Origin of the sequence: Arthrobacter sp. 2YAF22_2, from assembly GCF_052114645.1 — a bacterium.
Taxonomy (GTDB): Bacteria; Actinomycetota; Actinomycetes; order Actinomycetales; family Micrococcaceae; genus Arthrobacter.
Window position 1 is genome coordinate 1 of the sequence record NZ_JBFRFD010000767.1, and the last position, 1,123, is coordinate 1,123.

The following is a 1,123-nucleotide window of genomic DNA, read 5'->3' on the forward strand; positions in this document are numbered from 1 at the left end:
GGGTTTTCACGGTCGCCTCCGACAGGAAGTACCGGTGCGCGATTTCCGCGTTGGACAGGCCCTCGGAAATGGCCTCCAGCATCTCGGTCTCGCGCGGGGTGAGATCCTCCAGCAGGCGATCCCTGCCCATCCGGGCACCGGGGGAGGGCGGCGACGGAGCGGCGCCGTCGTCGGCCGGCCGGCCGCTGCGCACGTACGTCTCCAGCAGCCGCTGCGTGATGCGCGGCGCCACGACGGCGTCGCCGCGGGCCACGACCCGGACGGCGCTGACCAGCTCCGCGGGCGCCACATCCTTGAGCAGGAACGCGGAGGCCCCGGCCTGCAGCCCGGCGAAGGCGTACTCGTCGAGGTCGAAGGTGGTCAGGATGATGATCCGGGCCGCCGACCCGCTGGAAGAGATGGCCCGCGTCGCTTCGATTCCATCGAGTACGGGCATCTGCACATCCATCAGCACGACGTCGGGCCGCAGCTCGGCCACCCGGCGTACAGCCTCGGCGCCCTCGGAGGCCTCGCCGACAACGCACAGGTCATCCTCGCCTTCGAGGATCAGCCGGAACCCCATCCGGAGCAGGGGCTGGTCATCGACCAGCAGGATGCGGATCGGTCCGGATTCACTCATCGGTTCTCCTTCTCTCCATTGCAGCTCAAGACGGCGCGCACCAGCCAGCCGCCGTTCGCGGCCGGGCCGGCTTCCACGCCGCCGGCGTAGATCCGGGTGCGTTCCCGCATGCCCGGGACGCCTTGGCCGGAGCCGAGCGGCACCGCGGCGGGCTCAAGGCTTCCCTTGCCGTCATCCTGCACCTCGATGCTGACGGTATCGCCCGTCCGGGCAATCCTGACATCCACACGGCCCAGGGACCGGCCGTAGCGCAGCACGTTGGTCAGGGACTCCTGCACAATCCGGTACACCGTCAGCAGGAACGCGGTATCTTCCGGGAGCGCGGGTCCGGTGTGCGAGTAGTGCAGCGGCAGCCCCGCCGTACGGAATCCCGCCAGCAGCCTGGCCAGGGCGTCGGCGCTCACGAGCGGCTCCCGGGAGGCGGGTCCGTTGGCGGAGTCATCGCGCAGGACGCCGAGCACCCGGCGCATGTCCGCCATCGCCGTCCGGCCCGTGCGGGACAGC

General features: G+C 70.8%; 2 protein-coding genes. Both read right to left on the bottom strand.

The window, feature by feature from the left end; all coding sequences use genetic code 11:
- Positions 1–619 (bottom strand): response regulator (locus AB4Y86_RS19385; RefSeq protein WP_441403744.1); only part of this gene is annotated, 619 nt, incomplete at its 3' end.
- A partial coding sequence (locus tag AB4Y86_RS19390; RefSeq protein WP_441403745.1) for a sensor histidine kinase occupies positions 616–1,123 on the bottom strand: 508 nt, incomplete at its 5' end. The genes AB4Y86_RS19390 and AB4Y86_RS19385, both read right to left, overlap by 4 nt.